Genomic DNA, 26,348 nt, shown 5'->3' on the forward strand with positions numbered 1-26,348 from the left:
CCGCGCGGCGGCCGCGCTGGTCGAGATGACGTCCCTTCTTTATGTTTTTGGGCTAGAATACAGTAATCTAAGGCTGTTTTAGCCAGTTAGAAAATTCGGGATGACTCATGTTTTTTGTTACAAGAGGGTTACACACAACTATTGCACTTATTAATCGAGCGTTGCCTCCAGCACAATATCTACACTACCGGCCAGGGCCTGCGAGATGGGACAGCCGTTTTTGGCATTGGTGGCAAGCTCCAGAAATTGCTCTTTGGAGATGCCCGGTACCTTGCCTGTTAGCTTCAGGGTAATTTTGGCTACCTTGTAGTGTACCCCTTCCCGGCTCATGTCTACTTTGGCTTCGGTAGCCAGTTCTTCGGGGGTAAAGCCGGCCCCCACCAGCTGAAAGCTCAGCGCCATATTAAAGCAACCGGCATGGGCTGCAGCAAGCAACTCCTCCGGATTGGTGCCCTGGCGGCCATCTTCATTTTCAAAGCGGGTTTTGGTAGAATAGGGTAGCTCGCTAAGGGCGCCGCTGCGGGTGGTGAGGGTTCCGCTACCTTCCAGGCCTGTACCCTTCCAGACGGCGTTTGCTGTTCTGATCATTTTTTTTCTGATGGATTAAAAAGTGGTGATGTTTTAATGAAGACATATCCAGCATGTTGAAGCAGCTGTACAGGCTTTTGCCCATGCTTTCTACAAAAGCAGGCTGACAGCAGGCAAATTGGCCTTCTACCTTAAGTAAACTAAAATCTGGCTAACAACAAAAAGGCTGGTAGGAGAGGCCGGGTGTCTGGTCGCTGGGTGCTGGCTTCATGCCAGGCGGTACCCTTCTATTCAGCCCCGCTAAACCAGCCCCCATACATCACATAATTGTTGGCGACCTTATCCAGCCCCTCAATCTGCTCGGGGCTGAGTTGTTTCACTTTTCGGGCCGGGATGCCGGCGTAGATACAGCCCGATTCGCAGACCATCTTTTCCAACACAATGGCGCCGGCCGCCACTATGCAGTTTTTTTGTACTACCGCCCCATCCATCACAATGGCGCCCATCCCAATCAATACATTATCTTCAACCGTACAGCCATGCACAATGGCCCGGTGCCCGATCGATACCCCATTTCCAATGGTGGTGGCCGCCTTCTGATAGGTGCAATGGATCACCGCCCCATCCTGAATATTGGTTTTATCCCCTATGCGGATGCTGTTTACATCCCCACGGACCACCGCGCCAAACCACACACTACACTCGTTGCCCATGACAACATCACCTACGATGGTGGCATTTTCGGCTATATAACAATTTACGCCCATCTGAGGGCTCAGGCCTTTTACAGGAAGAATCAGCGGCATGGTGAAAAGGGTTGGTTACGGATGGAAATTTACCAAGAAGTTGGAAAATGCATCGCCTGCAGATGCAGATAAACAGAATTTGATGCACAAAAGCAGTCCAAAATATGTTGCCTACAAAGAGGAGCAGGGGGGAAACTATCTGCCGGCAAGCTGATGTTTCACTCCAGACGCCGGTGGCAGGCCAACCTTCTGGCAGCCAGATGCTTGTCCCCTCATCAACCCCTGATTTATTCCAGTTTACAATTTTCCCGCTACCTACCCCCTATGAAGCTCCTCCTGTTGCAGGCATGCCTGCTCTGCTCGCTCCTATTGGTTTCAGCAGCCGAACCCGTTCCGCTCCGTATTAAAGTAGATTTGGCAAAAAATACCATCAGCATCAACGAGTCAACCTTTACCCAGTATTCTACCATAGAGGACTATGAACGGCTGCTGGGCAAGGCTGATCGTATTCTGCAAAAGCGCGGGCTAGACCATTACTTTGCCTACGACCAGCTGGGCATTGCGCTGGTGCTAAAAAAGGATTCTGATGTAGTGGGAGAGGTGCTGATCACCTACCTGAACGATGGTGACGGCAAGATCGCCAAAGAGGCCTATAGAGGCATGTTGCTGGTGAACAACCAGCCGGTAGAGCCCGGGCTCTCACCAAAAGAAATTGGCATGCGGTATAAGCTGGAGCTGGTAGAGGTAATGAACGGCTTTTTTCTTACCCCCATGCAGCAGCTCAACCTGTTGTTCTATTATCCGCAGGATGTGCCCCACACTCGCATTAAGCAGTTTGGCGTGCGCTTTTCCGGCGCTGTGCAGGAGCACCGTCAGCTATCAGAATAACTGGCGTTGGGAATTTTGTTGCATAGTTCGGATAAGCATACCCCAACAAAAAAGCAGCCGGCTCCTGGATAGGGCCGGCTGCTTTTGGTAGGGTGTAATAGGGATGGTTATACCCCTACTTCCTGCTCGCTTTCTTCGGCATAGGCCGTAGTAGGAATACAGGCGCACATCAGGTTGCGGTCGCCATAGGCAGAGTCCACACGGCGTACACTAGGCCAGAATTTGCTGCTCACCACATACTCCAGCGGATAGGCGGCTTTCTCGCGGCTGTAGGGCTGGTTCCAGTCAGTGCTCATGATCATCTGGGCCGTATGGGGGGCATTTTGAGCACATTGGCCTGGGCATCGGCCTGTCCGGCCTCTACCTCGCTGATCTCCTTGCGGATGCTGATCAGGGCATCGCAGAAGCGGTCCAGCTCGGCTACGCTTTCGCTCTCGGTAGGCTCGATCATGAGCGTGCCGGCTACGGGGAAGCTTACCGTGGGGGCATGGAAACCGTAGTCCATCAGGCGCTTGGCAATGTCCTCTACCTCAATACCGGCTTTCTTGAACTCGCGGCAGTCTACAATCATCTCGTGGGCACAGCGTCCTTTGTTGTTGGTATAGAGAATTTTATAGTGCTCGCTCAGGCGGGCCTTGATGTAGTTGGCATTCAGGATGGCCAATCTGGTGGCCTGGGTAAGGCCCTCGGCGCCCATCATGGCAATGTAGGCATAGCTGATGGTAAGAATGCTGGCACTGCCCCAGGGGGCTGCCGAAATAGCCGGGATGGCATGCTCGTTGCCCATATCTACCATGGGGCTGCCGGGCAGGAAGGGCACCAGGTGCTTGGCTACGCCAATGGGGCCCATGCCAGGTCCGCCACCACCGTGGGGAATGCAGAAGGTTTTGTGCAGGTTCAGGTGGCACACATCGGCTCCAATGTTGGCCGGAGAGGTAAGGCCTACCTGGGCGTTCATGTTGGCGCCATCCATGTACACCTGTCCGCCATGCTGGTGAATGGTATCGCAGATATCGATGATTGATTCCTCAAACACCCCATGGGTAGAGGGGTAGGTAACCATCAGGCAGCTCAGGTTAGCGCTGTGCTGCTCGGCGCGGGCCTTGAGGTCGGCTACGTCAATGTTGCCGCGCTCATCGCACTTCACCAGCACAATCTGCAGGCCGGCCATGGCCGCCGAGGCCGGGTTGGTGCCGTGGGCCGAGGTAGGGATGAGGCACACATTGCGGTGGCCTTCGCCTCTGTGGGTGTGGTAGGCGCGGATCACCATCAGGCCGGCATACTCGCCCTGGGCACCCGAGTTGGGCTGCAGCGACATGCCTGCAAAGCCGGTGATTTCCGACAGCCAGTCTTCCAGCTCGCTGAACATCTGACGGTACCCCTGTGCCTGATCGGCCGGCACAAAGGGGTGCAGATGGCCCCACTCGGGCCAGGTAAGCGGCTTCATCTCGGAGGTGGCATTTAGCTTCATGGTACAGCTACCCAGCGAGATCATGCTGTGCACCAGCGAGAGGTCGCGGTTCTCCAGGCGCTTGATGTAGCGCAGCATTTCATGCTCGATGTGGTAGCGGTTAAATACTTCATGCTCCAGGTAGGCAGAGGTGCGCTCCAGCCCCTGGGGGAAGCTGATCTCCAGCTCAGAAGTGGCCAGGGCCAGTTCCTGCTTGCCGGCAGCCTCTGCAAAGGCGGCCAGAATATCCTCAGCATCCTTCAGGCGCACGGTCTCATCAAGCGAGAAGGTAACAATGGTAGAGCCGGGGCGGTAGTTGAAGTTCATGTGGTGGCTCAGAGCAGCAGAGCGCAGGGCCTCTACCATCTCGGGGCTGCCCATTTCTACGGCCAGGGTATCAAAGTATACCTCATTGAGCTGGTGGTAGCCCAGCAGCTCCAGCCCCTTATCAATCAGGCGGGCATAGCCATTGATGCGACCGGCTATTTCCTTTAGTCCTTTAGGACCATGGTATACAGCATACATACCGGCCATTACGGCCAGCAGCACCTGGGCGGTACAGATGTTGGAGGTAGCTTTTTCGCGGCGGATGTGCTGCTCCCGGGTTTGCAGGGCCATGCGATAGGCCATGTTGCCGGCGGCATCTTTGCTTACGCCAATGATCCGGCCGGGCAGCAGGCGCTTAAACTCGTCTTTGGTGGCAAAGTAGGCCGCATGCGGGCCGCCATAGCCCATAGGGATACCAAAGCGCTGGGTGGTGCCCACTACGGCATCGGCGCCCATTTCGCCGGGAGGGGTCAGCAGGGTAAGCGCCAGCAGATCGGCTGCGGCGGCTACATATACCCCCTGCTCATGCGCTGCCTCTATATAGGGACGCAGGTCGGTTACATTGCCCCATTTGTTGGGGTACTGCAGCAGCATGCCAAACAGGGCGTCGTCCTGCAGGTTGAGCTCGCTTAGCTCGGCAATCACCAGCTCAATGCCCAGGGGCTCGGCACGGGTCTGCAGAATATCCAGCGTTTGCAGGTAGGTGTTCTTGTCTACAAAAAATTTAGTGGCCCCTTTCTTATTGCCTTTGCGCAGGGCAAAAAACATGGCCATGGCTTCGGCGGCGGCGGTGCCCTCATCCAGCAGCGAGGCGTTGGCAATCTCCATACCGGTAAGGTCCATCACTACCGTCTGAAAATTGATGAGCGCCTCCAGCCGGCCCTGGGCAATCTCGGCCTGGTAAGGGGTATAGGCCGTATACCAGCCCGGATTTTCCAGTATGTTGCGCTGAATTACGCCGGGGGTAATGGTGCCATAATAGCCCTGCCCGATGTAGGAGCGGTATACTTTATTTTTGGCGGCCAGCTTGCCAAAATCCTGCAGAAATTTATACTCGCTGCGGGGAGCGGGCAGGTTCAGGGGCTTTTTGAGCCGTATGTTGGCAGGGATGGTCTGCTCAATGAGTTGATCCAGTGAGTCAACACCAATTGCCTCCAGCATATGGCGGATCCCGGCTTCATCCGATCCGTTGTGGCGGTCGGCAAAGCGCTCAGTTTGTGAAAGGTTTATTTTCATCAGAAGTGAAACGGAAATTCAATCGTTTGAGATAAGGGAACGGGCCTCTGAACGGCCATACAAATCTACAACATATTTGGGGAAGAAAAATGCTCCCCATAGCAAGATAAAAGCCTAAAATAGAACGAAAAAAGCGCCGCCCCGGCAGGGAATGGCGCTTTTGAAATCTATGGGTGGGGCTTAGGGTCTTCCGGTTACAGGGTCTTTGGAAGATACCGCTCTCTCTTTTGGAAACTCCTGGTGCACAGCTTCGGCGTGCTTGCGGCTTTCCCAGTACTCCGCATGATCTTCGGGGTGATGGTGGGGTGCCTGTGGTCCCATGGTCTTGCGGAAATCCAGAAAACTAACGGCAGCTCCCAGCCCCACAAGGATGGCCACAATCCAGAAGAACAGATTGGCGCCCCATTGTAATACTTCAGTTGCTAATACAAACATAATAACCCAATAGCAAATGGTTAAACAGCTCAAAATCTGGGCGAAGTTAGCCTAAATCAGCTAAAAAGCTAGGCAAAGCGGCTGATATTTCTTACTTCATCCCTTAAAACATAAACGCAGCCAGGGGGGTGGGGTTGCCTCAGCGCCCACGCCAGGAGGGGCCTCCTTTTCTTCTTTTCCCCTTTTTTATCAGCCTTTTTTGCTCTGTGGGGTCTTGGGGGTGGGGCGGGCTTTTTTTCTCATGGAAGGCGCCCTTGAAGTCGGGATTTTCCTTGCGCTTCTGGCGGTCTATTTCCCGGGCCATGTCCTGCTGTTCTTCAAAGGGGGTCTTGGCTTCTATCATCTCTTCGGGCACCTCCAGGCGGGGTATGGGCCGGCGGATCAGCTCTTCGATGCGGGTGAAGTGGTAGAGCTCCGAGGGGGTAACAAATGTGATGGCCTCGCCCGTTTTTTCGGCCCGGCCGGTGCGCCCCACCCGGTGCACATAATCTTCATAGATCAGGGGCACATCAAAGTTGATCACATGGCTCACATCGGTAATGTCCAGGCCCCGGGAGGCAATGTCGGTAGTGACCAGTAGGGGTACATCTCCCTCCCGAAAAGCATCCATGGCGTTGTTGCGCGCATTCTGATCCTTATTGGCATGCACCACCCGCACGGGTACCATCAGCTTGCGCTCCAGGTATTTGGCAATGTCGGAGGCTGTCTGGCGGGTTTTGGTAAACACAATTGCCCGCACAAAGCGCTCCCGGTCCTGCAGCAGGTGCAGCAAGAGGTTTAGCTTGGTGCGCAGGTTGGGGGTTTCATAGATGTACTGGTCAATGGTGTCGGCGGTGGTGGCCTGGGGGGCTATTTCAATGCGCTCGGGAAAGTCCAGAAAGTTGCCGGCCAGCTCGGTAACCCGCTCGCCCATGGTGGCCGAAAACAAGGCATTTTGCCGCTTGGGGGGTACTACCTCCAGAATTTTGTTGATCTGGTGCCGAAAGCCCATGTCCAGCATCTTATCGGCCTCGTCCATAACCATGGTTTTGATAAAGCGCGGCAGCAGGGCGCCGGTGGCGTACACATCCCAGAAACGGCCGGGCGTGGCAATCAGAATGTCCATGCCTGCCGCTACGGCCTCGGCCTGGGGTTTTATGCCCTTGCCGCCAATGAGGGCAATGCTGCGCAGGTCGGTGTATTTGCCCATCTGCTTAACCACCCCTTCTATCTGCAGCACCAGCTCCCGGGTAGGGGCCAGAATAAGGGCCCGCGGGTGATCGCCCTGGGCATACTTAAGCTTCATGAGCAGGGGCAGTACGTAGGCGGCCGTTTTGCCGGTACCGGTAGGGGCAATGCCAAAGAGGTCCTGGCCGGCCAGCATCAGCGGAATGGCCCGCTCCTGTATTTCGGTGGGTTTGGTATAGCCAGCCTCTTCAACGGCCGTAAGAATCTGCTTGTTGAGTTTGAAGTGGCTAAAATCGGGTGTTTCCTGCATGGGTGCAAAAATAGCAGATTTATTGGTGGCAGCAGGCCTTTCCTGATCCTACATTGGTATATCCGTTAAACTCTATGCGTTGTTTTTAGTATTTTTAGTACCGTACCTGTATTTTACAGGCCAATTGGGCCGGGCCGGCCGGCAGTACAAACTGCCAGTGAAGCAAACAGCAGCCTTTTTTTAGCAGTCTGTGACAGGAGCTGTTCCTGCCGGCTTTACCCTGTGGCACCTGCCGCAACCCGGCCTGCCTGCCGGCTGCAGGAGTGGCAAAAACTTTTTACGTACCTCTTTTACCGATACGATGGATAAATTTCTGGAACTACTACAGCACGAGTTTGAACGCCCCTTCCAGAATTCCGTTCTCATCTTTTCCATCATACTGCTCATTATTCTGCTGGCGCCCATTGCGCTGCGCAACCTGCGCATTCCGGGCATTATCGGCCTTATCCTCTCCGGGGTGATCATAGGCCCCCATGGCCTGAACATGATCGAGCAGAACTCGGCCGTGGTGCTTTTTTCAACCATTGGCCTGCTCTACATCATGTTTATTGCCGGCCTGGAGCTTGACCTGAAGGAGTTTAGCAAAAACCGGCATAAAAGCCTCTTTTTTGGGTTTCTGACCTTTATTTTTCCCCTGGCCATCGGCCTGCCGGTGTGCATGTACCTGCTGGACTACGGCTTTCTGACCAGCCTGCTTACGGCCAGCATGTTTGCCACCCATACACTGGTGGCCTACCCCATTGTAAGCCGCATGGGGGTATCAAAAAATGAGGCAGTAGCCATTACGGTTGGGGGTACCATTCTTACCGATACCGCCGTGCTGATCATTCTGGCCATTGTAACGGGCTCGGCCAGCGGGGGGCTTACCTCCGCCCTGTGGATACGGCTGGGCATTTCCTTTACCATCTTCATCTTGTTTGTGTTGCTGGTAATCCCGCCCATTACCCGCTGGTTTTTTAAGCGCTGGGAAGATGAGAAGCATACCCACTATATCTATGTGCTCTTTGTGGTGTTTCTCTGCGCTTTTGTGGCGGAGCTGGCCAGCCTGGAGCCTATTCTGGGTGCTTTTGCCGCCGGCCTGGTGCTCAATAAGTATATCCCCCATACCTCGCCGCTTATGAACCGGATTGAGTTTGTGGGCAATTCGCTCTTTATTCCCTTCTTTCTGATCAGTGTGGGCATGCTGGTAGATATAAGTGTGCTGCTGTCGGGCCCCATGGCGCTGATTGTGGCGGCTACCCTTACGGTGGTGTCGCTGGCCGGCAAGTGGATTGCCGCCTACCTGACAGCGCTTTTTCTGAAGTACTCTCCGGCGCAGCGCAATGTGATCTTTGGCCTGAGCAGTGCCCATGCGGCAGCTACCCTGGCGGTAATTCTGGTGGGCTACCGCATTGATATCATTGATGAGGCCATCCTGAACGGTACGGTTATCCTGATCCTGATCACCTGCCTGGTAGCTTCTTTTGTGACTGAAAATGCCGGTAAGGCCATGGCCCTGCAGGAGGATATGATGGACCCCAGCACCTCCATGAGGCATGAAGAGCGGCTGCTGGTGCCCATCTCCAACCCGGTAACCATGGAGCGCCTGGTAGATTTTGCCCTTACCATCAAAAACCCGGTCTATGCCTCGCCCATTGTGGGCCTGGCGGTGGTTGAAGATGATGAAAAGGCCCAGCTAAAACTGGCCGAGTCCAGAAAGATCCTGGACAAGGCCATAACCCATGCCGTATCGGCCGATCAGCACATTGAGGTGATTGCCACCATAGATCAAAACGTAAGCGATGGCATTAAGCGGGTAACCAAGGAGATTGCCGCTACGGATATTGTACTGGGCAGCTCGCCGCAGGCCTCGCTGTCGGATATGTTCTTTGGCAATACCATCCAGAACCTGATCCACTCCACCAGCCTGGAACTGCTCATTTACAACCCCTCGCTGCCGCTTAATGTGCACAAGACCATCCGGGTGATCTGCCCCCGCCACTCTGAGCGGGAGTGGGGATTTGAAGGCTGGATGGAAAAGGTAATGCGGCTGAGCAGCTCCCTTACCCTCACCACTACCTTTTACTGTTCCAAAAGCACCTACGATCATATTCTGGACTATCTGAAGGAGCATAAGCTGAGCAATGCCGTAACCCATGTGGCCTTTGAGAACTGGGATGAGTTCTTAACCCTGGCCCGGGAGTTTGATGAGAATGATATGGTAGTGGTGGTCACCCCTCGCAAAGGAAGCATCTCCTACAAACCGGCCATTGAATCCGTATCCACCAAGCTGGGCCGGCACCTGCGCCACCACAGCTATCTCATCATTTGCCCCAAGGTGGCCGATAGCGGCGATTATCCTGAATTTTTATAGCAACCCTCAGCCGCCAAACGACCAGTGAACCAGGCCAGTCCCTGCCCTCCCAGATCCAGGGGCGGGGCCGGGCTCCGCAGAAAAATGCTAGCGCTTTTTGCCAATTTCCTCCTACAGGAGCAGAACAAATTTTGATGAATTCAGTACATATTATAATAGCAGAGGTTTCTGCACTATAGTAGTGTGTCTTCACCTAAGCAGCAGAGCCGGCTGTATTTTTAATAGATCTAGGATTATTGAATAAAACATTTTTTTAACATGAGCAGAGAAAAACACTTAAAGCGGCTAAAAGCATCTCTTTCTGAAACCCAAAACATACTGGGCGACCTGATTGCAGGCACTGGCAAAGATGCGAGCAAACGATTTACCAAAGCAAACAAGCGCCTGCAGCACACCTATGATGATGCCAGCTCTGAGCTGGAGGCCTTACTGAAGGAATCAACAAGTGATGTGCAAAAGCAATTCTCAAGCACCCGTAAGGATCTGGAAAAGCAGTATGCCAGCACCCGCAAAGACCTGGACAAGCAGGCTGCCAAAGCCAAAAGCCAGTTAAGCAACCGCTTTGCGGATGGCAAGGCGCTGGCTCGTTCGGCAAAAGCCGGCCTTGGCGCCAGTGCCATAGCCCTGGCTTCTAAAACGCATCTGCCCTCCAGAGCGGCCAATGCCGCCGCTTTTCTGGCCAAGACCGGTCTGGCTGCCAAAGCAGTTGAGCTGGCTACCAAGGCCGATCTGAGAACCCGCACAGCCAATTTGCTGGAAGGCGCCGCCGGTGGCTTTATTGCTGCCCGCAACAAGCTGAACCCCAATTCAAAAGTGATTGTGCTGAATGAAAAAGACCGGCACAATGTAAGCAAAGCCGGGTATTTTGCCCGCTTTGCCGTACTGGCCATCGTTATTATCTCCAAGCGCGAAAAACTGATGAAGCTGGGCAAGGATCTGTACAACAAGATTCAGGAAAAAGGGGTGAAAGAAGCCCTGACCCAGGAGGCCAGCGAGCAGTTCAATACCATGCGCCGCCTGATTAAGGCCTACTCAAATGGGCAGTACCGTGAGTTCCCATACCGCTCACTGGTGAAGATTGTAGCCGCTGTAATCTACTTTGTGTCTGTAGTAGACCTTATTCCGGACTTTATTCCTGTTCTGGGTCTTACTGATGACCTGGCCATTCTGGCCTGGGTATATGCCTCGGTAAAAGACGATCTGCAGCAGTTTGTAGAGTGGGAAGCCGCTGAAGACAAGCGCAAGACCCGTCTTGCCAAGCAATCGTCCGGCAGCAGCTCCGGCTCAGACAGCGCCAGTGGTTCGGGCATCGCCAACGTAGGCAATGCGTCTGCCTCTGACCGTAAGGCCAGCCCCAATGTAACCACCAGCAGTGGCGAGACCGGCAAAGCTACGGTAACTACCGGCACTACTGGCAGCAGCAGCTCAGCCAGCAGCAGTTCAGCTGGCGATACCAGCACTGCCGGCCGCACCCCATCTTCAGGGGGTAGCAGCAGCAATCCCGGTAACCGAACTGGAGGAAACAGCCCTTCTTAAGAAGACGCCCCCTCTTTTAGTAAGAAGAAGGAGCCTGGCAACAGGCTCCTTTTTTTCATGCCCCCTGCACAATGAAGGGGGGAACTATTCTGTTTAATAGTAAGTATTGAGTATGTTTATTTCTCCGGACCGGAGCTCAGCCGCTACAATCAGCTATGAAATACCCACAGATTCTCATTCTTTCTTCCCTGATCTTTCTATTTGCTGCCTGCAGCGGTACCAATAAAACCAGCCAGGCTGCCGGCGCCGGCACACAGCAGGCGGCCAGCCCCTCCTCCAGAAGCACCGGGGCAGAGAGTACCTCTACCTCGGCCATGAGCAGCGGGCGCACCAGTACCAAAAAGGCCAATAGCAAAGTATACCAGCGTACCCATGCCGATCTGGTAAAAGAAGCCGAACAACGGCAGGAAGCCAATGCCAAACGTCGGGAAAAAGAAGCCAAACTGGCCGAAAAGCCCCAGTACTCCGACCCCAGTTATTTCGGGCATAAGAAAAAACCCAAGAAGCGGGCCGTAGGCAAGCGCAAGCTCTGCAAAGAGTGCGGAATTGTCCACTAATAAAACAAGAAGCGGCCTTTGCCGCTTTTTTGTTATACAGCATTGCATGTACCTTTGCTGCCATTACGTAAGACCCCACAGCCCTATGAGCCTAGCCAACCTGCACCGCTATATAGAACATACCAGCCTTAAACCCACCCTAACCCACCACGATATTGATCAGCTGGTGGCCGAGGCCCGGGAGCACAGCTTTCGCGGCGTATGCGTGCCGCCCTTCTGGGTTAAAAAGGCCCGCCGCGATCTTGGTACGGCCGATGTGCAACTGGTAACCGTTATTGGCTTTCCGCTGGGCTACAACATGACCGAAACCAAGCTGGAAGAAATGCGCCTGGCCATACGGGATGGTGCCGATGAGCTGGACATGGTCATGAACATATCGGCCATGAAAGCAGAAATGCCCTGGGTGAAGATTGAAATAGCCAAATGTGCCCAGCTGGCCCATGAGCACGAGCGCCTGCTGAAGGTGATCATCGAAACGGCCTACCTGACCGAAAAAGAGCTGGAGCTGGCCTGCCGCTGGTGTGCCGATGCAGGGGTGGATTTTGTGAAGACCAGCACCGGCTTTGCGCCCGAAGGGGCCAAAGTAGACGATATCAGGCGCATGCGGGAGCTGCTGCCCAGCCAGGTGGGCATCAAAGCCTCCGGCGGCATCCGCAGTCTGGATGATGCCCTGGCCCTTATACAGGCCGGCGCCGACCGGCTGGGTACTTCCTCAGGGGTAGCGCTGGTGCAGGCCGGGCAGGGAGAAGCAGGCGCCTATTAGCCGGAACAGGGCAGGTGGCTGTGGAAAAAAGAGGCCTTGTTTGCAATCGCATCTTCTTTCATTAATTTTCGGATTCTCAATGCAATAAAAACTATGAAACGCCTTCGCATACGCATAAGCGGCAAAGTACAGGGAGTTTTTTACCGGGCAAGTGCCCAGGCCAAAGCCAAAGAACTGGGCCTGAATGGCTGGGTGCAGAATGAAGAGGGGGGATCTGTACTGATTGAGGCCGAGGGAGAAGACCAGAAACTGCAGCGCATGGTAGAATGGTGCCAGGTAGGGCCGGGTGCGGCCCAGGTAGAGCAGGTAGAAACCCAGGAGGTACAGCCCCAGGGCGTAAGCGGATTTGAAGTGCGGCGCTAGGCAGGCCCCCGGGGAGAACTGCTGCCCGGGACAGCAGCCAGAAGCCATTGCTGCTAATACCCCCGGTATTATTATTCCCTGCTAAAATCTTCTCCCTGAGGGGTAATGGTGCGAAAAACCAGCTGCACAAAAAAATCGGTGAGGGTCTCGGCTTTTTTGCCGGCCTCGGAGAGGGAAGGCAGGTGCTGGGCAAAGAAACGCTGCTGATGGGCCCCTTCTACCACCGCCGTTATCAGAGCGCTGGGGTAGGGATAGTCAGGATTTACATCCCGCACCATATCGGCCACCCGCCGCACCAGCCGCTTTAGCCCCATAAAATACCCTTCCTTATTATCGGCATCCACATCTTTGGTGAAGTACGCCTTGGATGATTCCGCTACCACAATCTGGTAAAGCTTTTCTTCATTGATGTACTGGATGTCAGAATCCTGCTGAACGGCCTCCGTAAGCGATAGCAGGGCTTTATGCAGCTTCAGGCTGGCATCCTCAATATTGGCCGTGGCAAACATCATGCGATACTCCTGCCAGGCCCAGTACCAGGAGATCAGGTACACCAGCAGTTTATGCTTGTTTTCAAAATAGCGGTAGATGGTGCTCTCCGGAGAGCCGATCCGGGTTCCCAGTTTTTTAAAGGTAAAGCCTTCAAAGCCCAGCTCTTCAATTAGTTCAATACTCTCCTGCACAATGGTTCTGCCCAGGGGGGTAGAGTCCGGATCTTTCAAAAACAATCCTTCGTGTACCCGAATGCGAAACTGCTGAAGATAAGGCTCCATGAATAGCTATTTTTACTTACAAATATACTAGTAATACTATTGTTTTCAAAAGTAGATCTAACTTCATGCCAAAATGTTCTGAAATTCGCCAGGCAGGACCTATTTCCGGATAGGGATTCTTTTGTACCTTCATGCTGCAGGGGATCTTTTACCCCCTTCTGCCCGCATGGAAGATCTGCTAGCCGCCCGCCTGCAAATGGCCGTTTCGTTGGGCTTTCACATAATTTTTGCCTGCATAGGCATGGCCATGCCGTTTTTTATGGCCTACTCGGGTTATCGCTATCTGCGTACCGGCCAGCCCTTGTACCGCGATCTGACCAAGGCCTGGTCGGTAGGCGTTGCCATTTTCTTTGCCGTAGGCGCTGTGTCGGGTACGGCACTTTCTTTTGAGCTGGGCCTGCTCTGGCCCGAATTTATGGAGCATGCCGGCCCCATCTTTGGGATGCCCTTTAGCTGGGAAGGCACTGCTTTTTTTCTGGAAGCCATTGCCCTGGGTCTGTTTCTCTATGGCTGGGACCGGCTACCCCCCTGGATTCACTGGGGCTCCGGCGTGGCGGTGGGCCTGTCGGGTGTAGCCTCTGGCATCTTTGTGGTAGCCGCCAATGGCTGGATGAATGCCCCCACCGGTTTTGACTGGGTAGACGGGCAGGCCTATAATATTGATCCGGTTGCCGCCATGTTTAACGATGCCTGGTTTACCCAGTCGCTGCACATGACCCTGGCCGCTTTTGCCGCTACCGGTTTTGCTGTGGCCGGCCTGCATGCCCTGCTGCTGCTGCGGCAGCCGCACAACCTGTTTCATCGCACGGCCCTGCGCATAGCCTTAACGGTAGGCGCTGTGGCTGCCCTGCTGCAACCCCTTAGTGGCGATCTGTCGGCCAAGGATGTGGCGCAGCGCCAGCCAGCCAAGCTGGCGGCTATGGAGGCGCTCTACCAAACCAGCCAGCCGGCCGATCTGCTGATTGGGGGCCTGCCGGATGATGAAAGCCGGAGTGTAGCTTACGCCATTCACCTGCCGGGCATGCTCAGCTTTTTAGCTCATGGCGATTTTGAGGCAGAAGTGTTGGGCCTGGATGCCTTTCCGCGCGATGAGTGGCCCCCGGTCCTGATCACCCATATTGCATTTCAGGTGATGGTGGGCTGCGGTACGGTTATGGCACTGGTAGGGGTGTTGTTTATGTTTTTGCAGTGGCGCCGCTCCCCCTGGCTGCAGCAGCGCTGGTTTTTGTGGCTGCTGGTAGCAGTAGGCCCCCTGGGCTTTGTAGCCGTAGAAGCCGGCTGGACGGTGACTGAAGTAGGCCGCCAGCCCTGGATCATCTACGGCATCATGCGCACGGCCGATGCGGTATCGCCCATGCCGGGGCTGGTCTTGCCCTTTCTGCTGTTTACCGGCATTTACCTGCTGCTTACCTTTGTACTGGTATGGCTGATGGTGCGCCAGATCAGGACACTGCCGGAACATTACCCCTCAGCCAGGCTCACCGATCTACCCCCTAATAATTCTGCCTCATGATGCTGGCTATCGTTATTCTCTTTCTGGTGATCTCGTTGCTGTTTTATGTGCTGTTTGGCGGAGCAGATTTTGGGGCCGGCATCATCGAGGCTTTTGCCAGCCGCCACCACCATCATACCATCAGCAAGGCCATTGCCCCGGTTTGGGAGGCTAATCATATCTGGCTCATCCTGGTAGTGGTGATCCTGTTTATGGGCTTTCCGCCTATCTATGCCGAGATGTCGCGTTTTCTGCACCTGCCGCTGCTGGCGCTGCTCATCGGAATTGTGCTGCGGGGCTGTGCCTTTACCTTTCGGCACTATGATGCGGTGCATGACCGCTCGCAGCGCTGGTATACGCTGGTTTTTCGGGTATCCAGCCTGTTTACGCCCCTTTTTCTGGGTATGGTGGCGGGTGGTATGCTGCTGGGCCGCATACCGGCGCAGCTGGAGGGCAATAGTTATTACAGCCTGTTCATTGCCCCCTGGTTCAATCTTTTTTGCCTGGCGGTGGGGGTTTTTACCACCTGCCTCTTTGCCTTTCTGGCAGCAGTGTACCTGATTGGGGAGGCCCGGGAGAGCGGGGAGCAAAAGCGCTTTGTGCGGGCAGCCCGCTGGGCAAACCTTGCGCTGGTACTAAGCGGCGCCCTGGTATTTGGGGCAGCAGCGGCTGAGGGGCTGCCTCTGCTGGCTACCTTCCTTGGTTCTGCCGGCGCCCTACTAGCCCTGGGCCTGGCCACTCTATCGCTGCCATTGCTCTGGCTGGCCCTGCTGCGCCAGTGGGTGATCCTGAGCAGGCTGCTGGCCGGCCTTCAGACCCTGCTGGTGCTGGGGGCCTGGTTCTGGACAGAATATCCCGTGGCCCTGCGCTATACTAATGGCATGGCCCTTACCCTTTTTGAGGCGGCTGCCCCGCAGGCCACCCTGCAGCAACTGGGGCTGGCGCTGCTTGTAGGCAGTGCGCTTATTCTGCCCTCTTTATATTTTCTGCTCAGAACCTTTAAGAAAGCCAATCCGTTGCAGGTCTGATGGCCAATGCACTATCTTTGGTACTACATTTCCCTATTATCGGTACTTTATGAAACTAATCCGCGCCATTGCCCTGCTGCTGGCTGGCATTCTCATCATTGCCCTGGCTACCGCTGCCTTTATGCCCGAAACCATGGAGGTAGAGGGGAGTATTGAGATCAATAAGCCGGTAGAAGAGGTGTTCAACCATGTAGCCGACCTGCGGAACTGGCATGCCTGGAATCCCTGGTCTGAAATGGATCCCGAGGCCACCCATGAGATCAGCACCCCCAGCCGCGGCAAAGGCGCCAAATGGAGCTGGACGGGCGAGAAACTGGGCAAGGGCAGCTTGCAGCAACAGGAGATTGAAGAAAATGAGATGATCCGCTTTTCACTGGTGTTTGAAGAGCCAATGGAATCCAGCGGAATCGATACCTGGTATTTTGAGCGTACAGAAGACAATACCACCCTTGTGACCTGGAAGGATGAAATGGCCATGGAATATCCGCACGGGCGGCTGGCCACCCTGTTTGTAAAGCCAGGCCTCGAGGAGCAGCTGAACCGGGGCCTCCAGAAGCTCAAGGCCCTGATTGAGAAAGATGCAGCCCCCACTCCCCAGCCCGCCAGCCCGCCTGCCGATTCGGCTGGCCTGCGCGTAAGCGGCATCTAAGCCAAATCAACATCTCAATAAAAAAAAGTCCCTGCAGCTGCTGCAGGGACTTTTTGTGCATTACGCGGAGCGCTTAGTCCGGCAGAAGCACGGCATCTATGCCATGCAGTACCCCATTGGTTGTGAACTGATCCATTTCTGCAGGCAGCAGCCGGGCAGGCTGCGTATTGCCCTCGCCCAGAAGGGTGCCCGCGGTGGCATCAACGCGCACGCTATCTCCCAGTTGGGTACGCAGGTTGCCGGTATGGAGCATGTGTGAGAAGCGGTAGCCTGCCAGCAGGTGATAGAGTAGCAGGGGGCGAATCACGGCCGGATCTTCCTGCTCAATCTCTTCAACTGTGGTATAGCCGGCAGCGGTAAAGGCCGCATCGGTTGGTGCAAACAGGGTAAGCCGCTGGTTTGCATTATCCAGTACTGAGGCCAGGCCGGTATGGGTGAGCGCAGCCTGCAGCAAGCCATACTCGGCCTCCTGCCCGCTGGCCCGGGTGGCTATAAGGTCGGCCAGGCTTTGGGTGGGGGGCTGCAGCACTTCGCCCAGGGTATGCAGTACGCCATTGGTGGCCCTCAGGTCAGTAGTGGCCAGGGCTGTTCCCTGGTTCAGCAAAACGGTGTTATTGGAAGTATAGGCAACAATTTTGCTCCCCGAAAGGGTAGAGAGCAGACTGCTGTCCAGCTGGGCCACAGGTTTGTTGCCCAGGGCAATGTGGTAACGGATCAGGGGATCAAGGGCCGAGAGGGGCACGGCTTCCAGACTGGTATAGCCTGCTGCCTGCAGATAGCTGGCAAAGGCTGCATTGGTAGGAGCCAGCAGGGTAAAGTCAAGGTGTTGGTTTTGCAGGGTACTCAGAAGGTTGAGCCGCTCCAGTGCGGTATAAAAGGAACTGAGCTCGGACTGATCCCGCACGCGCTGCAGCAGCGTTTGGGTAGGGTCTATCGGTCTGTTTTCATTGGTTGCATCGCAGCCCCAGCCCAGCAAAAGGGCAATTAACATAATAAGGCAGCTGGGAGATACGGCTAACAGCGGGTGCTTTCTTCTCATAAATCAGGTAATTAGGTCCGCTCGAGACCCATTTGGGAAAAATTCTAGTGCAAAAATAAAAAACCGGCACGAAGGCCGGTTCCTGCACGACAGAAATTTAAGAGACTTACTGCTTTTTATCCGTATCTTTTATACCCTTTATTTTATCATAGTCGGTTTCTTCACGCAACTTGCTGCCGCGCTGGCCCGGGTATTGGTTAGTGATCTGATAGGAACCTTCGTTGCTGGGGTGGCGTTCGCCCAGGTCATCGCCGGAGGTATAGTATTGCTGGCCGGGATCTTCGTCAGCAGGCTGTTCCCAGAAGGTATCGATTCCATAATAGCTGTAGACCAGCGCCATGGTCTCGTAATTTCCGTCTTTCAGCTCATCCAGCTCAATCAGGGGGGTGCCTTCTATGGTTTGGCGGTCGGCATCTACCAGTACCCGCAGCGTATTGGGGTTAATGCTTACTTTTTCCCAGGGCAGTACAAAATGATCGGCGCCCAGGCCCAGAAAGCCGCCTTTTTCTACCACCAGGGCTACTATGCGTCTGTGGGCGGCCGAAACTATAATATCGGAAACCTTTCCGTATTCCTGTGCCAGAGAATTGTGCACCGGTTTGCCGATGAGATCGCTGGCGTTTGCAAAATGTTGAAGGCTCATAAAAATAGAGATCGCTTGAGTGATAGGTACAGGCCATTGGCCCTATAGCTACAACTCAGGCGATCTCTAAAAGTTTTGCCGGCAGACCCGCAAACCGGGCGGTTTACAGCAGCTCGTTGGCCAGGTTGGCCAGCTCGGATCGTTCTCCCTTTTCCAGCGTAATGTGCGCATAGAGGGGCTGGTCCTTGAGGCGGTCGATCAGATACGAAAGTCCGTTACTCTGGGAGTCCAGGTAGGGGGAGTCGATCTGGTACACATCGCCCGTAAACACGATCTTGATGTTTTCGCCGGCCCGTGTGATAATGGTTTTTACCTCATGGGGGGTCAGGTTCTGGGCTTCATCCACAATAAAGTAGATGTTGCTGAGGCTGCGCCCGCGGATGTAGGCCAGGGGGGTGATCAGCAGCTTTTCCTTTTCCACCATTTCGGTAATGCGGGCGTATTCTTTCTCGCTCTCCCGGTACTGGCTCTGGATAAATTTAAGATTGTCCCAGAGGGGTTCCATATAGGGGTTGAGCTTGCTTTTGATATCGCCGGGCAGGTAGCCAATGTCTTTGTTGCTCAGCGGCACAATGGGGCGGGCCAGGTAAATCTGCCGGAAGGCAGAGCGCTGCTCCAGGGCGGCGGCCAGGGCCAGCAGGGTTTTGCCCGTGCCGGCTACCCCCTGCAGGCTCACCAGGCGAATATCGGGGTTAAGCAGGGCATGCAGGGCAAAAGTTTGCTCGGCATTGCGGGGTTTGATGCCGTACACCTGCGTTTTTTCTACCTTTTCGGCCTGCTCGGTACGGGGGTTGTAATAGGCCAGTACTGAGTTTTTGGGGCTTTTAAGAATGTGGTAGCTGTTGGCCAGGGGTTTTTCTTTGCCCCAGATGGCTTCGCGGGAGCATACATTTTTCTCGTAGAGGGAGTCGATCAGTTCCGGGGCTACCTTGTCCTGCTCGGTGCGGCCGGTAAAGAGGGTTTGTACGTTCTTGATCTTGCCCGTTTCATAATCTTCGGCTGGCAGGCCCAGGGATTTGGCCTTCAGGCGCAGGTTAATGTCCTTGCTGACCAGAATTACACGCTTGCCCTCCTTTTCGTGTACCTGCTCTTCCTGCAGCTTAAGGGCGGCATTGAGAATGCGGTGGTCGGGCTTGCGCTCATCAAAGATGCGGATGGCGTCCAGCATGCTGTCGCTTTCCATCAGCACCTTAAACTTGCCCTTTTTCAGCTTCTTGTTGTCGCCGTTGAGCGGCACCCATTCGTGCAGCATGTAGCTGTCGGAGAGGCTATCCAGCAGGCGGATAAATTCCCGTGCTTCAAAGTTTTTGTTTTCGTTTCCTTTCTTAAAATTGTCCAGTTCTTCCAGCACCGTAATGGGAATGGCCACATCATGCTCCTCAAAGTGCATAATGGAGTTGTGGGCATAGAGAATTACGGAGGTGTCAAGTACAAAAATCTTTTTCTGTCGGTCAGACTTTGGCGCCATAAAGTGGGGGTTAAAAAATATACAAGAGAGTAGAGAAAAGGGGGGCTAGCTGTGTTTTTCAGCCGGCTGTTCGGCCTCGGCCTGCTGCAGTTTGTTTTTGAGCAGGTCCATCATGCCCATATAGTTTTCCATCAGGGGGTGCAGTGTGTCCATACTGGTTTGCTCATCGTGCAGCAGCTGGTGAATATTTTCACCAAGGGTCGCCATATCATCAAGTTTGAGCATAAGCACCGAGGGGCGTAGTTTGTGAAAGATGCGCCGAAGCTGCTGGCGGTCCCGGGCGGCTGTGGCCTGCCGGATCTCCAGCGGAATTTCGGTAAACTGCCGGATGTAGAGCCCGATCAGTTCTTCCAGAAATGCTCTGTCGCCTCCGGCTACTTCATACACACCAGACAAATCAAGCAGGGTTTCACTATTGTCTGTCGCCTGAGGGGTGTGCATAGCTGTTTTGGTTTGCTTGGTGAATGGGCAGTAGTAGTTCAGTTTGTACAGCAGGCTTTCGGGCTTAAAGGGCTTCAGGACCATATCGGTAAAGCCGGCTTCCTTCAGCTTATCCTCTATGCCTACAATGCCGGCAGCCGTAATGGCAATGATGGGCGTTTTGCTATAGTCCTGGCTGCTGAGCTGACGAATCTGGCGGGTAGCATCAAAGCCATCCATCTCGGGCATTTGCAGGTCCATCAGCAGCAGGTCATAGGCCTTTTCAGAGGCCATTTCCAGAGCAATTTTGCCATTTTCGGCCACATCGTAGCGAATTCCCCAGCTCAGTAGAAATTTGCCGGCTACGGCCTGGTTGATCAGGTTGTCTTCGGCCATGAGCACATGCAGCTTGCTAAGGTCTTTGCCGGGTTCTGTCCCAAAGGTATACGCAAGGGGCTTGAGATCGGTTTTGGAAGTTTTGCGATAGGGAATGGAAAACCCAAAGGTGCTGCCCATACCCGGGCGACTGTTTACCCAGATCCTGCCCTGCTGCAGCTCTACCAGTTGTTTGGTGATGGCCAGGCCCAGGCCGGTACCCCCATAGGCAGCGGTACTGGTATTGGCTTGCTCAAACTTTTCAAAGATGGCTTCCAGGCGGTTTTCCGGTATGCCAATACCGGTATCTTTCACTTCGGCCGTTAGCAGGTACTGCTCGCCCTCCAGGGGGGTGGCAGATATGATGACCGTAACCTGCCCCACATGGGTAAATTTAATGGCATTGCTGAGCAGGTTGGTCATGATCTGGATAAGCCGCACGGGGTCGCCCTCCAGCTCGTGGGGCACATTCTCCTGAAGTTGCAGCGAAAACTGTAAGCCCTTGGCTTTGGTCTGGGTACGGAAGGTATGTTTGAGGCTGTTGAGAATATCACGCAGGTTAAACTGCACACGTTCGATCTTGATCTTGCCGGCCTCAATTTTAGAGAGGTCCAGGATGTCATTGATCAGGCTCAGCAGGTTCTCTGCCGAAAATTTCAGGATGTTCAGGTCATCAAACTGGTCGGGCCGCGGGTTGTTCTGCAGCAGGTGATAGGCCAGGCCGATAACGGCATTCAGGGGGGTGCGCAGCTCGTGGCTTACGGTAGAGAGGAAGTAGTCTTTGATCTCGGCGGAGTGTTCGGCTACTTCCTTGGCTTTTCTAAGCTCCTGCTCAAAGGCTTTGCGTTCCGAGAGATCAGTATAGACCGATACAAAGCGCTCTACGGTACCGCCTGCATTCATAACCGGGTTAATGGTAAGCTGCACCCATTTTTGCTCATTCTTGCGGTTGCGCAGCAGAATCTCGTCGCTAAAGGGCCTGGCCCGGCGCAGGCAGTTGTTGAGGCGCTCCAGGGTAGCCCCATCGGTTGCCTCCGATACCATAAATTCGCGGGGGTACTGGCCCCGGATCTCCTCAAGGCTATAGCCGGTAGCCCGCACAAAGGCTTCGTTGATCCACTCCACCCGGTATTTGCGGTCGGAGATCATCACGGCATTGTCGGTGCGGCTGGCTACCAGCGAGAGGTTGGCCAGCAGCTCTTCATTTTGCTTGCGGGCAGTAATATCAGCCGCCATCATGATGGCCCCTATCACTTCTTCCTGCGCATTCCGCACAGGGCCTACAAAGATCTCGTTCCAGGTTTCGGGATGATGGCTATCGGCATGCTTGTATTCAAAGCGCACGCTTTCGCCCATCAGGGCTTTTTTAAAGGCAGGGATAAAGGTTTCGGCTGCTACCGGATTCAGCAGGCTGCGCATGTCTTTGGCCTTGGTAAGATCTACCCCATGCTGGCGCCGGGTACGCCGGATTCCCTCCTGGTTGTAGGTAAGGATCTTGTACTCAGTATCAAAAATATAGAGGCCAAAGTGGTGGTTATGATCAAATGCCGCGCGGATAATGGCCTGTGACTGCTCCAGGGCCTGTTGCTGCTGCCGCAACTGGGTTACATCCTGCACGGTGGCCAGAATCTTAAAGTCCTTGCCTTTTTCATTCTTGATGATGCGCCCCTTGCTGGTCAGGTACTTCCACTCGCCGGCAGGGGTAGCCACGCGGTAATCGAGCGTATAGCCTTCGCCGCGCATAATAGCCTGCAGCAGAATCTGGCGGGCCTCCTGCCGGTCCTGGGGATGCAGGTAGTCCAGGTGATCGTTCAGGCAAAGACTTTCCTGGTTCTCAATTTCCAGAATAGCGCAATAGCCCGCCGAGTAGGCAAAATGGGTCGTGCTGATGTCGATCTCGTAAAAACCGGTATTGGCGATCTTTTCGGCCTGCTCCAGCTTGGCGGCATTTTCCAGCGCCTCCTGCAGGGCTTTTTTCTTGCGGCTGATGTCGGTAGCCCGGCCCTCGTAAATGAGCTGGCCGGTCTGCGGATCGCTGCGTACCGAGCAGCTGATCTGGAGCCAGAGGCGGCTGCCGTTCTTGCGGGTGGCTTCTACCTCCAGGCCATCCACAAAGCCCTGCTGGTTTACCTTCAGGGCAATGGCATCCAGTTCGGCCTGGGGGATAAAGGTATAGGAGCGTCCGGTCTGGATAAGGTCGGCGGCCGAGGCAAAGCCCATCATGGAAGCCAGTATATCGTTTACATACGTAATCCCTTTTGTGCCCTCCAGCCGGAATACCCCCTGGTGGCTGCTTAGGTTGAGCGAGCTAAGGGCATGCTCGGTCATGCGCAGGCGCTGGTTGTTGGCGATCAGCTGGGCCTGCTGGGCTTCTATTTTGGCCTCGTTCTCAAAATCGCGCAACTTCAGGTTCAGGATGGTGCGCCCAATGGTATAGAAGATCAGCAGAAAGGTAAGCTGGCCGATCAGAAAGGTATGAAAGAGGGCGGGCTCCTGGTAAAGCTGGTAATGGAGCCCAAAATACAGCACCTGCCCCAGGCCTATAAGCAGCAGCACCCGGCGTATGGGCCAGTACAGGCTGGTCATGAGCGCACAGCAGGTCAACAAAAAAACGGGCACTGCCAGGGGGCTGACATTCAGGGCCAGGGAGATCAGCAGGGCATGTAATAAACATACCACAATGAAGGCGTTTATCAGCAATAGTTTAGGCCTGAGCTGCTTTTCTTCCTTTACCCGGCGCACAGCCAGATAACAGAGGAGCATAAAGCATACGGCCGATACTTCCAGAAAAAGCAGGCTGGTAAAGCCCTCAATTTTATTCTCAGGCCAGAAAAGCCCAAAGAACAGATTGGGCAGCAGCACCACTACGCTTACGGCAATGGCGGTAATCAGGGAGAATTTCTCGATCCTGGCCAGGTTTAGGGCAGCAAATCCTGCCTGAAAGCGATAGTACCTTCGGTCTTCCAGTTGCTGGAATAAAAAATTGCGGCTCAGGTTCGGAAACATATTGGACAGCTAGTAGCCTTGTTATAAAAATACTAAGATTGGGGGTCCGCTCAAAGGGAAAGACCGTATTCCTCAGGGGGATGTAGGGTATTCTGAAAAAAAGCAGCAAAGCAGAATTTTAGTGGCCTAAAAACCTGGTCTGGGAAAAAGGCGCAAGCCGCCGGTCACCTGCGAATACGGGCGGTAGGCAAGCTTACCGACTGAGCATCAGGATGATAATGAGGATAATTGCGTTCGGCCAGCAAAGGAGTGCCTGCTACAGCCGGCCATTGCCATTTGCAGGGGGTGATAAAAGGGCAGGCATACGGCACACGGCTGCCGGGGTAGGGGATACTAGGATAAAGAGGGTGGCGGGGCATGCTGGCAGGGGGTGCGGCAGGCAGTGGGCTAGTCTTCCTGCTCGGGGTATTTGGCACTAAAGCGGTCTTCGTTTTCGGCCGCTTCTATGTCCAGCACATTGGCCAGCACCAGGCGCACCAGGGTACGAGACGCCAGCGAGAGGGGGATGCCGGCCGTTTTGGCATAGGTGCGCAGGGTGATAAAGGGGTGCTCCTGCAGGTACTGCATCAGCACCTGTTCTTTTTCCGTCCAGCGAAAGCCTACATCCTTTGGGCGCTGGCGGCCACGCATAATTTCCCGCATTTCGCGGCTGGCCTGTATGCTGCGGTCGGCCACCCGCACATAGGTGCGCTTGCGCAAAGGGGGGTGCGGGTTGCGGGGCCTGGGGTATACATGGGCCGGCAGCGGCTCGGGCTCCAGCACAAAATGAGGTTTGTGCGGGCTCTCGCTGATGTAGTAACGCAGTACCCACTTGCTGCCGGGCAGGGCAATTTTTTCCTGCACAAACTGGATCTGGGGTTTGCAGTGCTGGCTGATGGCCTTGTTGAGCGTCCAGGCCTCTTCTTCCGGAAAGCGCAGTCCGCTTATGTTGCCATCGTCGCTTACGCCAATCAGCAGGTTGCCGCCGCCGGTATTGGCAAAGGCTACAATCTCCCGGATAATCTTTTCGGGATGGGCCACTTTTTTCTTGAATTCGAGGGTGGCATGCTCACCTTCTTTTACCAGTAATTGCAATTCTCGCAGCGTCATAGCGTATGATGTTCGGGAAAGAGTGCCCCTGCTCCCAAAGGGGTGCGCAAGGCTCGGCAGTGAAAGAGGGCCGGCAGATCAGAAATCGTCGTCCTCGTCCTCTTCCTCCAGGCTATCCAGGCCGGGCATACTAAACATGCTGCTGAGCAGATCGCTGAAGTGAGTACCAGTAGCCAGGCCTTTTTTGCTGAGCATGCTATACTCTGCCAGGCCGTGTAGTACAAACTCCATCATAAACCAGTGCTCCTCTTTTGAAAGCTCGGGATGATGGCGTTTTACCAGCTCCTGTAAACCCGGTACACTTTCCAGTACGGTGCGATAGTCCCTGTCGGAGGCATCCAGCAGCAGGTCTACGGTATGGCCCTCGCCAAACCAGTCGGTTATGGTCTTATAGGGGCTTTCGGTTTTTGCTGGCGTAGCTGCGGCCCGTGCCCCTTTTTCGGGCTTGGGGTTGGGGAAATACTGCAGAAACTGGGTACGCATGGCCTTGCCCAGCAGGTTTTGGGCCACAATGCCGGCGCCCTCCTGCTCGCCCTCGTACACCAGTTCAATTTTGCCGGTTACAGCCGGGATAATGCCCACCAGGTCGCCTACCCGCACATGCGTCTTTTTTTCGCCGTTGAGCAGGGATCGGCGCTCGGCGGCGCTGATCAGGTTCTCATAGGCCGAGATGGTAAGGCGGGCCGATACGCCGCTTTTGGGGTCTACGTACTCGCTTTCCCGGGCCTCAAAAGCTACCTGCTCTACCAGGTCTTTGATCAGTTCGTTGCTCTTGACCCGCTCCTGCTGCTCGGGGCTTAGCTGGGCCTCCTGCTGGGTAATGGCCTTGCCAATGGCCAGGCTTTTGGGGTAGTGGGTGATGATCTGGCTATCGATGCGGTCCTTCAGGGGGGTAACAATGCTGCCCCGGTTAGTATAGTCCTCGGGGTTGGCTGTAAAGACGAACTGAATATCCAGCGGCAGGCGCAGCTTAAAGCCGCGAATCTGGATATCGCCTTCCTGCAGAATGTTGAAGAGCGCTACCTGAATGCGCGGCTGCAGGTCGGGCAGCTCGTTGATCACAAAGATGCAGCGGTTGGAGCGCGGCACCAGGCCGTAGTGGATCACCCGCTCATCAGAGTAGGAGAGCCGCAGGGAGGCGGCTTTTATAGGGTCTACATCCCCAATGAGGTCGGCAACGGTTACATCAGGGGTGGCCAGCTTTTCGGTATAGCGCTCGCTGCGGTGCAGCCAGGCAATGGGGGCTTCATCATCCAGGTCGGCCACCATCTCCAGGCCGTGGTGGCTGATGGGGTTTAAGGGGTCTTCCAGCAGGTCGGTGCCCTGCAGGTAGGGGATGTACTCGTCCAGCAGGTTTACCATCAGGCGGGCTATGCGGGTTTTGGCCTGGCCCCGCAGGCCCAGCAGGTTAATGTGGTGGCGGCTCAGGATGGCGCGCTGCAGATCGGGCAGCACAGTTTCCTCATAGCCCAGAATGCCCGGAAAGGGGTTTTCCTGTGTCTGCAGTTTTTTGATCAGGTTGTCCCGAAGCTCGTCTTTGATGCTGCGGGTCTGGTAGCCGGCTGCTTTAAGGTCACCAAGTGTTTTGATGCCGCTTAGCATATCGGCCGATATAGATGGGGTAGGCATGTTGCTTAAACGTTTTTCTGCGGTTTCGTCGGTAATCTTCAAACACCAGATGGCCCAGGCCCTGCAGGCTGCTGTAAT

The 26,348-nt window shown here is 54.8% G+C and carries 20 protein-coding genes and 1 pseudogene; 9 read left to right on the top strand and 12 right to left on the bottom strand.

Annotated features, from left to right (window positions below):
- Positions 1-150: 150 nt before the first annotated feature.
- Positions 151-588 (bottom strand): OsmC family protein, encoded by a 438-nt coding sequence (locus ADICEAN_RS12195; RefSeq protein ID WP_009195911.1) that lies wholly within the window; start codon positions 586-588, stop codon positions 151-153.
- A gap of 227 nt (positions 589-815) precedes the next feature.
- A complete protein-coding gene (locus ADICEAN_RS12200; RefSeq protein WP_009195912.1) occupies positions 816-1,334 on the bottom strand; it encodes a gamma carbonic anhydrase family protein in 519 nt (172 codons plus the stop codon).
- A 354-nt stretch (positions 1,335-1,688) separates the two neighbouring features.
- Between ADICEAN_RS12200 and ADICEAN_RS12205 the strand changes: the two genes are divergently transcribed.
- Complete coding sequence (locus ADICEAN_RS12205; RefSeq protein ID WP_040396977.1) at positions 1,689-2,162, top strand: DUF7738 domain-containing protein; 474 nt, start codon at positions 1,689-1,691, stop codon at positions 2,160-2,162.
- 107 nt (positions 2,163-2,269) lie between these two features.
- Here the strand turns inward: ADICEAN_RS12205 and gcvP are convergent.
- From gcvP to ADICEAN_RS12220, 3 genes and pseudogenes are all read right to left on the bottom strand, one after another.
- Positions 2,270-5,175: pseudogene (gcvP, locus tag ADICEAN_RS12210) on the bottom strand (aminomethyl-transferring glycine dehydrogenase).
- 180 nt (positions 5,176-5,355) lie between these two features.
- Positions 5,356-5,610 carry a hypothetical protein gene (locus ADICEAN_RS12215; protein ID WP_009195916.1) on the bottom strand — a complete coding sequence of 85 codons (255 nt, stop codon included), beginning with the start codon at positions 5,608-5,610 and terminating at the stop codon, positions 5,356-5,358.
- A 139-nt stretch (positions 5,611-5,749) separates the two neighbouring features.
- Positions 5,750-7,087 (bottom strand): DEAD/DEAH box helicase, encoded by a 1,338-nt coding sequence (locus ADICEAN_RS12220; RefSeq protein WP_009195917.1) that lies wholly within the window; start codon positions 7,085-7,087, stop codon positions 5,750-5,752.
- 301 nt (positions 7,088-7,388) lie between these two features.
- On the opposite strand from ADICEAN_RS12220, the gene ADICEAN_RS12225 reads away from it, so the two are divergent.
- The 5 genes from ADICEAN_RS12225 (at position 7,389) to ADICEAN_RS12245 (ending at position 12,659) form a co-directional block, all read left to right on the top strand.
- Complete coding sequence (locus tag ADICEAN_RS12225; protein WP_040396983.1) at positions 7,389-9,440, top strand: cation:proton antiporter; 2,052 nt, start codon at positions 7,389-7,391, stop codon at positions 9,438-9,440.
- A gap of 258 nt (positions 9,441-9,698) precedes the next feature.
- Positions 9,699-10,976: a YkvA family protein gene (locus ADICEAN_RS21250; protein WP_009195919.1), complete on the top strand. Its 1,278-nt coding sequence runs from the start codon at positions 9,699-9,701 to the stop codon at positions 10,974-10,976.
- Between the two features lie 155 nt (positions 10,977-11,131).
- A complete protein-coding gene (locus ADICEAN_RS12235; protein WP_009195920.1) occupies positions 11,132-11,533 on the top strand; it encodes a hypothetical protein in 402 nt (133 codons plus the stop codon).
- An 85-nt stretch (positions 11,534-11,618) separates the two neighbouring features.
- Positions 11,619-12,296: a deoxyribose-phosphate aldolase gene (gene deoC / locus ADICEAN_RS12240; protein ID WP_040396979.1), complete on the top strand. Its 678-nt coding sequence runs from the start codon at positions 11,619-11,621 to the stop codon at positions 12,294-12,296.
- 93 nt (positions 12,297-12,389) lie between these two features.
- Complete coding sequence (locus ADICEAN_RS12245; protein WP_009195922.1) at positions 12,390-12,659, top strand: acylphosphatase; 270 nt, start codon at positions 12,390-12,392, stop codon at positions 12,657-12,659.
- 71 nt (positions 12,660-12,730) lie between these two features.
- Here ADICEAN_RS12245 and ADICEAN_RS12250 read toward each other — a convergent pair whose 3' ends face one another.
- Positions 12,731-13,432, bottom strand: a complete 702-nt coding sequence (locus ADICEAN_RS12250) for a TetR/AcrR family transcriptional regulator (RefSeq protein WP_009195923.1) — start codon at positions 13,430-13,432, stop codon at positions 12,731-12,733.
- A gap of 166 nt (positions 13,433-13,598) precedes the next feature.
- Between ADICEAN_RS12250 and ADICEAN_RS12255 the strand changes: the two genes are divergently transcribed.
- From ADICEAN_RS12255 to ADICEAN_RS12265, 3 genes are read left to right on the top strand one after another with little or no spacing between them, the layout of a single operon-like run.
- Positions 13,599-14,945 (top strand): cytochrome ubiquinol oxidase subunit I, encoded by a 1,347-nt coding sequence (locus tag ADICEAN_RS12255; protein WP_009195924.1) that lies wholly within the window; start codon positions 13,599-13,601, stop codon positions 14,943-14,945.
- Positions 14,942-15,952: a cytochrome d ubiquinol oxidase subunit II gene (locus ADICEAN_RS12260; protein ID WP_009195925.1), complete on the top strand. Its 1,011-nt coding sequence runs from the start codon at positions 14,942-14,944 to the stop codon at positions 15,950-15,952. The genes ADICEAN_RS12255 and ADICEAN_RS12260 overlap by 4 nt, the downstream gene beginning before the upstream one ends.
- Before the next feature lie 49 nt (positions 15,953-16,001).
- The gene (locus tag ADICEAN_RS12265; protein WP_009195926.1) at positions 16,002-16,601 is read left to right on the top strand and encodes an SRPBCC family protein; all 600 of its coding nucleotides are present in this window, start codon (positions 16,002-16,004) and stop codon (positions 16,599-16,601) included.
- Between the two features lie 73 nt (positions 16,602-16,674).
- Here ADICEAN_RS12265 and ADICEAN_RS21255 read toward each other — a convergent pair whose 3' ends face one another.
- From ADICEAN_RS21255 to ADICEAN_RS12295, 6 genes are all read right to left on the bottom strand, one after another.
- On the bottom strand, positions 16,675-17,640 hold the full coding sequence (locus ADICEAN_RS21255; protein ID WP_083879726.1) for a fasciclin domain-containing protein: 966 nt from the start codon (positions 17,638-17,640) through the stop codon (positions 16,675-16,677).
- A 106-nt stretch (positions 17,641-17,746) separates the two neighbouring features.
- Positions 17,747-18,283: a PRC-barrel domain-containing protein gene (locus tag ADICEAN_RS12275; RefSeq protein WP_009195928.1), complete on the bottom strand. Its 537-nt coding sequence runs from the start codon at positions 18,281-18,283 to the stop codon at positions 17,747-17,749.
- A 103-nt stretch (positions 18,284-18,386) separates the two neighbouring features.
- Positions 18,387-19,751: a PhoH family protein gene (locus ADICEAN_RS12280; protein WP_009195929.1), complete on the bottom strand. Its 1,365-nt coding sequence runs from the start codon at positions 19,749-19,751 to the stop codon at positions 18,387-18,389.
- A 45-nt stretch (positions 19,752-19,796) separates the two neighbouring features.
- Positions 19,797-23,552, bottom strand: coding sequence for a PAS domain S-box protein (locus tag ADICEAN_RS21260; protein WP_009195930.1), 3,756 nt, complete (start codon positions 23,550-23,552; stop codon positions 19,797-19,799).
- A 387-nt stretch (positions 23,553-23,939) separates the two neighbouring features.
- Positions 23,940-24,641, bottom strand: coding sequence for an AlbA family DNA-binding domain-containing protein (locus ADICEAN_RS12290; protein WP_009195931.1), 702 nt, complete (start codon positions 24,639-24,641; stop codon positions 23,940-23,942).
- A 78-nt stretch (positions 24,642-24,719) separates the two neighbouring features.
- A complete protein-coding gene (locus ADICEAN_RS12295) occupies positions 24,720-26,270 on the bottom strand; it encodes a MoxR family ATPase (protein WP_040396995.1) in 1,551 nt (516 codons plus the stop codon).
- Positions 26,271-26,348: the final 78 nt, after the last annotated feature.

This window comes from Cesiribacter andamanensis AMV16 (genome assembly GCF_000348925.1).
Taxonomy (GTDB): Bacteria; Bacteroidota; Bacteroidia; order Cytophagales; family Cyclobacteriaceae; genus Cesiribacter; species Cesiribacter andamanensis.